The organism is Corynebacterium sp. 045007 (assembly GCF_040743205.1).
Classification (GTDB): domain Bacteria; phylum Actinomycetota; class Actinomycetes; order Mycobacteriales; family Mycobacteriaceae; genus Corynebacterium; species Corynebacterium jeikeium_D.
Genome location: NZ_JBFLKW010000055.1, coordinates 1 through 452, shown reverse-complemented (window position 1 = coordinate 452; position 452 = coordinate 1). Strand labels below are relative to the sequence as shown.

Annotated in this window: 1 rRNA gene; it reads left to right on the top strand. The window is 55.8% G+C overall.

Features of this window, described 5'->3' with window-relative positions:
* Nucleotides 1–452 (top strand): 16S ribosomal RNA (locus AB1Z34_RS11185); the annotation flags it as partial.

Here is a 452-nt window from a genome sequence, read left to right as displayed (position 1 = left end):
GATCGCGCCAGAGATGGTGTTTCCCTTGTGGCTTGTATACAGGTGGTGCATGGTTGTCGTCAGCTCGTGTCGTGAGATGTTGGGTTAAGTCCCGCAACGAGCGCAACCCTTGTCTTATGTTGCCAGCACGTTGTGGTGGGGACTCGTAAGAAACTGCCGGGGTTAACTCGGAGGAAGGTGGGGATGACGTCAAATCATCATGCCCCTTATGTCCAGGGCTTCACACATGCTACAATGGTCGGTACAGTGGGTTGCCAGTCCGTGAGGGCGAGCTAATCCCGCAAAGCCGGTCTCAGTTCGGATCGGGGTCTGCAACTCGACCCCGTGAAGTCGGAGTCGCTAGTAATCGCAGATCAGCAACGCTGCGGTGAATACGTTCCCGGGCCTTGTACACACCGCCCGTCACGTCATGAAAGTCGGTAACACCCGAAGCCAGTGGCCTAACACATTTT